Source organism: Dietzia maris (assembly GCF_014144855.1).
Classification (GTDB): Bacteria; Actinomycetota; Actinomycetes; order Mycobacteriales; family Mycobacteriaceae; genus Dietzia; species Dietzia kunjamensis.
This window is the reverse complement of sequence record NZ_JAALDN010000220.1, coordinates 1-6,073: the sequence shown is the minus strand read 5'-3', so window position 1 is coordinate 6,073 and position 6,073 is coordinate 1. Positions and strand designations below refer to the sequence as shown.

At 68.4% G+C, this 6,073-nt stretch carries 9 protein-coding genes and 2 pseudogenes; 6 read left to right on the top strand and 5 right to left on the bottom strand.

What is annotated here, in order from left to right:
- Window positions 1-32: 32 nt before the first annotated feature.
- The 3 genes and pseudogenes from G6024_RS17160 to G6024_RS17150 all read left to right on the top strand — a co-directional run.
- Window positions 33-110 (top strand): annotated as a pseudogene (locus G6024_RS17160) (molybdopterin-dependent oxidoreductase); the annotation flags it as partial.
- 97 nt (window positions 111-207) lie between these two features.
- Window positions 208-354: pseudogene (locus G6024_RS17155) on the top strand (hypothetical protein); the annotation flags it as partial.
- A gap of 13 nt (window positions 355-367) precedes the next feature.
- Window positions 368-517, top strand: coding sequence for a hypothetical protein (locus G6024_RS17150; RefSeq protein ID WP_369691787.1), 150 nt, complete (start codon window positions 368-370; stop codon window positions 515-517).
- Window positions 518-754: 237 nt separating this feature from the next.
- Here the strand turns inward: G6024_RS17150 and G6024_RS07700 are convergent, their stop codons facing one another.
- The 4 genes from G6024_RS07700 to G6024_RS07685 all read right to left on the bottom strand — a co-directional run bounded on the left by G6024_RS07700 (window position 755) and on the right by G6024_RS07685 (window position 4,061).
- On the bottom strand, window positions 755-1,885 hold the full coding sequence (locus G6024_RS07700) for an NAD(P)/FAD-dependent oxidoreductase (protein ID WP_173674802.1): 1,131 nt from the start codon (window positions 1,883-1,885) through the stop codon (window positions 755-757).
- 139 nt (window positions 1,886-2,024) lie between these two features.
- Entirely contained in the window at window positions 2,025-2,327 is a 303-nt protein-coding gene (locus tag G6024_RS07695) for a putative quinol monooxygenase (RefSeq protein WP_159148408.1), read from the bottom strand.
- A complete protein-coding gene (locus G6024_RS07690; protein ID WP_159148407.1) occupies window positions 2,324-2,893 on the bottom strand; it encodes a type 1 glutamine amidotransferase domain-containing protein in 570 nt (189 codons plus the stop codon). Before G6024_RS07690 ends, G6024_RS07695 begins: the two co-directional genes overlap by 4 nt.
- 1 nt (window position 2,894) lies before the next feature.
- Window positions 2,895-4,061 carry a glutathione-independent formaldehyde dehydrogenase gene (locus tag G6024_RS07685; RefSeq protein ID WP_159148406.1) on the bottom strand — a complete coding sequence of 389 codons (1,167 nt, stop codon included), beginning with the start codon at window positions 4,059-4,061 and terminating at the stop codon, window positions 2,895-2,897.
- Window positions 4,062-4,283: 222 nt separating this feature from the next.
- On the opposite strand from G6024_RS07685, the gene G6024_RS07680 reads away from it, so the two are divergent.
- Window positions 4,284-4,637, top strand: coding sequence for a hypothetical protein (locus G6024_RS07680; RefSeq protein ID WP_182640340.1), 354 nt, complete (start codon window positions 4,284-4,286; stop codon window positions 4,635-4,637).
- A gap of 151 nt (window positions 4,638-4,788) precedes the next feature.
- Here G6024_RS07680 and G6024_RS07675 read toward each other — a convergent pair whose 3' ends face one another.
- Window positions 4,789-5,058: a hypothetical protein gene (locus G6024_RS07675; protein ID WP_159148404.1), complete on the bottom strand. Its 270-nt coding sequence runs from the start codon at window positions 5,056-5,058 to the stop codon at window positions 4,789-4,791.
- Window positions 5,059-5,107: 49 nt separating this feature from the next.
- Between G6024_RS07675 and G6024_RS07670 the strand changes: the two genes are divergently transcribed.
- Complete coding sequence (locus G6024_RS07670) at window positions 5,108-5,617, top strand: GNAT family N-acetyltransferase (RefSeq protein WP_159148403.1); 510 nt, start codon at window positions 5,108-5,110, stop codon at window positions 5,615-5,617.
- Between the two features lie 74 nt (window positions 5,618-5,691).
- Window positions 5,692-6,027, top strand: a complete 336-nt coding sequence (locus G6024_RS07665) for a hypothetical protein (protein WP_159148402.1) — start codon at window positions 5,692-5,694, stop codon at window positions 6,025-6,027.
- Window positions 6,028-6,073: the final 46 nt, after the last annotated feature.

The following is a 6,073-nucleotide window of genomic DNA, read 5'->3' as shown; positions in this document are numbered from 1 at the left end:
CAACCATTCCGTACTCCCGCTCCGCAGCGCCGGTGCGCGTGGTCGTCCCGGGTTACATTGGCGCGCGTAGCGTCAAGTGGCTCGAGGAGATCGCGGTCCGCAGCACTCCCTGGGCCGGCTACTTCCAAGACGTGGTTTATCGGCTGCTGCGCGAAGACCAGTCACCTGCGCCCGGGATCGGGATGCCCCTGGGCCTGGTGGCCCTGAATTCCGACGTGGTGTCCCCCGGCCGACGGTGCCAGGGTCGCCCCGGGGCCGTTGGAGATCCGCGGTTACGCCTTCTCCGGCGGCGAGCGGTCGGTCTCTCGCGTCGACGTCTCGCTGGACCGTGGAGTGACCTGGGAGCCGGCCGAGTTGTTAAACGACCATTGTTCGCGCATGGGACACCTCGGCCGCCACGCAGCCAGAGGACGAAGCCGCGCTGTGGAACCCAAAGGGGTCCGTCAACAACGCCCGCCCCCGCATCACCGTGCACGCGGTGTCGCCCGATGAGCGCAACAGGCAACCTGACGGCTAGGTCCGAACCCCGCACTGCGACGCGGTTTCAGTATCCCGCGCCGGGTCGCACCGCGAACGGATCCCGCTGCGGCACCTCCGCGCACCGATCCTCACGATGAAGACACCCCATGACAAGGTGGTTGAGCCTGTGACTGCTGTCCAGCCGCGACTTTTGGGTTGACCCAGGGCGGGCTGCCGTTGTCCTCGACGAGGAGACGTTTACCCGTTGAGTGCGTCCGTTCTGGGGTCAGGCGAACTATCGCAGGGCTTCGCCGAGGCGAGCGGCGGGCGTGAGGTCGGCGGCGAGACCGCCGCCGGTCGCAGCCCGGGCAAGAGCGCGACCCAGGGCAGGTGCCTGCTTGAACAGATTGTGACCGGCCACAAAAATGACAGAGCCTGCCTCCCACACGGCCACGCCGTCCTCGCTCCATGGGAGGTCGGTCACCCAGCAGTGAAGAAAGTCGCGCGGCTCTGGGTGGAGACCGGGCAGCGCCCGTGTCACGTATTCGCGCGCGCGTTCGTCCAGCGATCGAATCGCCGCAGGGTCGATGAACGTTCCGTCGTCGCGGACGCCGACGGTTTCGCTGAGTCCGACCGAATAACTGCTGTTGCCCGGTAGCGGCGTCGCGTACACGCCGACTTCGCCGAAGACGCCGCTGCTGTCCTGCAGGCACGCGACTCGTGCCGGGGCGGCGGCTTTCACGTCGAAGGTCAGCCGGACGTGTGCGGCAAGGCGAACCGGCAGCGACAGGCCGACGCTGCGGGCCAGGCGGGCGGTTTCGCGGCCGGCGCACACGACCACCTTGGAGTAGACAGCCCGGTCGGTGACGCTGCGCACCTCGACCGTCCCATCGGCGCGGGGATCGATGGAGATGACCTCTGCGGTGGTGACGGCATCTGCGAGGGCACCCGCGAGTGCCGTGATCGCGGTGCGGGTGCGGATCGCGCCGCCCGACTCGTCGAGCACCGCTGGCCCCGAGTACCCAGCGAGCAGCGGCATTCGCTGGGCGAGCTCGGCTGCATCGATCTCGTGCGCTTCCACGCCGCCGACCTGGTCGAGCACCCGCAGCCGCGCCAGGGCGCTCTCGCCGATCGCTACGACACCGTCTGATGAGACCAGCTCGACGTCGAAGTGTTCGGCCCACTCATCCCATACGCCGCGGCTTTCGCGGGCGAAAGCGACGAGCCGCGGGTCGTCGTGGGCATGCCGGAAAATCCGCGACTCGCCCGCGGACTGACCCGTTCCGGGCAGACCCGCCTCGTACAAGCGCACCGGCACGCCCTGCTCCCGCAGCGCGTACGCCGTCGACAGACCGACGATTCCGCCCCCGATCACTGCTACCTCGGGTGAACGCGTCGGGGCAACGTCGTCGTCAGTTCCTGTCATCGCGGTTCCTCGATCTGTTAGGGATGGGCGATAGGCCGCAAGAGAAGGGGCCGCTGCCGCGTCATGGTCGGGCTGTGTCAGCTCGCTGACGCCGCGCAGCGACCCCTCCGCTCGAGTCTCGTGCCCCGAATCCGTGGGGTCAGGCGGGGAGCTTGGAAGCCAGGACGTCGAGCTTCTCGATCGTGGGTTCGGAGAACAACGTGCCGGCGTTTTCGCCGAGCGCTACCGCCACGGGTCCGGACAGGTGGGCATCACGTCCGGCGTCGTCCGGAAAGACGTCGAAGATTCCGAACGAGGTCGGCCCGAGGCGGATCGCGAACCACGCGGTGGTGGCCTGCTCTCCCTCGACAAGCGCACGGCCGCTGTCAAGGAAGTCCTTCACCTCGTCCTCCTTGCCGGGCAACGCGTCGAACCTGACCAGCAATCCCTTGGTCACACTCATGACGACACCTCTTCCTTTGTCGTGGTGCCCGCGAGTTGGGACACGAGCGCGTCGCAGAACGCCGACAGATCGTCGGGCGTGCGGCTGGTGATGAGATTCTTGTCGACCACGACCTCCTGGTCGACGACGTTCGCGCCGGCGTTGCGCAGGTCCGTGCGAATGCTCGGGAAGGACGTCAGGGTGCGACCGGTGGCCACGCCGGCCTCGATCAACGTCCACGGTCCGTGACAGATCGCCGCCACTGGCTTACCGCTCTCGACGAAGTCCCGGACGAACGCGACAGCGTCCTCGTCGACCCGGAGCTTGTCGGGGTTCACCGTGCCGCCCGGAAGCACCAAGGCGTCGTAGTCGGCCACCGAGGCCTGAGCCACCAGCCCGTCGACGCCGAACGTCCCCGCCGGATCCAGATCATTCTCGCGGGCCTGGATCTCGCCCTCGCTGACCGAGAGGACCTCGGTCCGGGCGCCGGCCCGGTCCAGTGCTTCGCGGGGTTGCTCGAGCTCGACGCGCTCGACCCCGTCCGCGGCGAGGATCGCGACTCTCCTGCCCTGCAGATCTGCTGCCATGTCAGTTCGCCTTCTTTCCGCTGGACATACCTGGCTTGATGACGACCTTGGTCCAGCCCTCGGACCTTGCGTCGAAGTTCCTGTAGGCGTCGGCGGCCTCTTCCAGCGAGATCTCGTGGGAGACGATCCAGGACGGCTTCGCCTTGTCAGCCGCGATCAGGTCCCGGAGCCGACGGTTGTACTTCTTGACCGGGCACTGACCGTTGCCCATGGTCTGCCCCTTGAACCAATGGGTGCCGAAGTCGATGGCCGCCTTGCCCTGCTTAGCCAATTCGCTCTTGGCCCCCGGGTCCTGGGGGACGAACACGCCAACGGTGCCGATCCCGCCGGTGAAGCGCACCGCGTTGATGAGCATGTTCAAGGTGGCCGCCGTGTCTTCGTTGCCCTGAGGATCATGGGCCTGATAGCCCACGCGCTCGCAACCACGGTCGGCTCCGAGCCCCATCGTCTCGTCCAGCACCGCCTGCACCGGGTCGGTCTTGGAGTCGTCGATGGCAATCGCACCGATCTGCTCAGCCAGCGCGAGCCGGTCGGGGTGGCGATCGACCACCATGACCTTCGCGGCCCCCTTGATCGTCGCGGACAGGGCAGCCATCAGCCCCACCGGTCCGGCCCCGGCGATCACGACGCTGTCGCCCGGGATCACGCCGGCCATCTCGGTGGCGTGGTAACCGGTGGGGAAGATGTCGGAGAGCATGACGTAGTCGTTCTCCTTCTCCTGCGCATCCTCACCCAGGCGCAGCGCGTTGTGGTCGCCGAAGGGGACCCGGAGCAGCTCCGCTTGGCCTCCGCCGTACGGGCCCATGTCCGCAAATCCGTATGCCGCACCGGCGGCGGACGGGTCAGGCTGCGTGGTCAGGCAGTAATTCGTGAGACCGCGCTCGCAGTTCTTGCAGAACCCGCACGAGATGTTGAACGGCAACACGACCCGGTCGCCCACCTTGACCTTCTCCACGCCCTTACCGACTTCCACCACCTCCCCCATGTTCTCGTGGCCGAACGTGCGGCCCTGCTCGAAGGAGGTCCGGCCCTCATTCATGTGCAGGTCCGAGCCGCAGATATTGGTCGTTGTCATCTTGACCAGCACGTCGGTGGGACGTTCGATCTTCGCGTCCGGAACATCCGTGACCGCGACATCTCTGGGCCACTGATAGACGACAGCCTTCATGGCGAGTCTCCAATGGTTGTGCTCGGCAAACCTCTGACTTCCTCACACTCACACTCACACGGGGACGATGCCGCGTCAACCGAATGGAGGCCAACAGGCTATGCCTCACGCCGCCCAACAGACGCCACCACCGCAACCGCCCCCGACCAGCTACCCCAAGACTCACAGTGTGAAGTGGGCCGCCGTCTGGGATTGGGCAAAGAGACCGTGCGGCGGTGGGCGGTGCAGGCCGACATCGACGCCGGCGCACGCCCCGGCGTCAGCACCGACGAGGCCGCCGAGATTAAGCGACTCAAGGCCGAGAACCGGCGACTGACCGAGGACCTGGAGATCATGCGCCGGGCCTCGATCTTCCTTGCGGGGGAGCTCGACCCCCCGCAACCGGTGATCTGCGAGCTCATCGAGCAGATGAGAGCCGAGGGGCACGGGGCCCGAGTCGATTTGCCGTGGCCTGCGCAAAGCAGGTCTGCAGATCGCCGCTCGCACCCATCGGATGTGGACCTCCCCCGGCGGGCGGTAGCGGCCCGGGTCGTCAGCGACGCCGAAGTGGAGGACGTCGTCCGGCAGCTGGTGTAAAAGCCTGATGCGCAGGGACGCCGGAGGATGCAGCCAGCCGGGCTGTACGGGCATCGCAAGATGCTCGCCGAGGTACGCCGGGCCGGGCTGGCCACGGCGAGTCCGGGCGCGGTGGACCGTGCGATGCGCACGCTGGGCCTATCCGGGGTGGTTAGCCCCGGGCTAGCCCGCCGGCGGCCGGTGGGACCTGGTCGACCTCACGGCCACCTACGTCGGCGACGAGCTGGGCACCACTACCCTCATCGGCGTCTCGTACGTGACCGAGGACGGCATGGTCATCCAGTGATACGACCACCTCGCCGTCGTCCCCCACGCCCTGAACGGCGAGCTGTACCCCGGAGGCACCGCCACCGACAAGGTAGGAATAGCCGTACCAGTCGACGACGACGAGGGCCTCCTCCGCCTGGAGACCCACGGTCACACCGAGCTCGTGTCTGTCGACTCGGGCTGACCCCGGATCGAAAGAGCGCATGACCACCTGGACCACCCGCGCAGAGACCGACGCGGACATCCCCGCGATCCGCGACATCATTCTGCGCGCCTTTCCCACCGCCGCCGAGGCCGACCTCGTCGACGCCCTCCGCGCTGACCCGGCCGCGTGGATCGACGGGCTGTCACTGATCGCCACGACCGCCGACGGACATCCGGTCGGCCACGCGCTGCTCACCCGCTGCCACGTCGGGAACGAACCCGCCCTCGCGCTGGCGCCGTGCTCGGTGCTGCCCGAGTTCCAGCGCACCGGCGCCGGCTCGGCCGCCACCCGCGCGGCCCTGGACGCGGCTCGGGCGATGGGCGAGAAACTCGTCGTGGTGCTGGGCCATGCCAGCTACTACCCGCGATTCGGCTTCCGCCGCGCCTCCGGCTTCGGCATCCGCGCGTCGTTCGACGTCCCCGACGAGGCGTTGATGGCCCTGCCCCTCGACGACTCCCCTGCTGTCCCGGACGGCGTCATCCGCTATCCCGCGGCGTTCGGGGTGTAACCGCGCGCGCAGTCGCGGCGACCGCGGGACCGTGAAGGCGGGGTGACCTCGTCGTCGTCGTAGGCTTGGCGACCATGTCTCCGACCGCGAACCTACGCCAGGAGCTCGACGCCGCCCGGGACCGATTCGAGCAGTACCGCGTCTTCGTGAGCACGGCGTTCGACGATCGGCCCGCAGGCGAGCTGTCCCGGGCCGTCGAGGCGGTGCTGCCGGATCTGGCGTTCCATGAGGGGCAGGCGGTCGCGGCGGCAGTGGCTCTGGATCGGTTGGGCGCCGGCGCCGATCTGGCCGCGGTGATCCGGGCACTGGATCTGCTGCTCCTCGAGCAGCAGGCCGCGCGGCGCAGCCGGGACTTCCTGGCCGGCGTCGCAACGGTGCTCGCCCGCATAAGGCGGCGCGAGGAGGGTTAGCCGGGTGGTCGTGCGGGCGCCGGCGGGTTTCGCCGGGCGGCCGGGG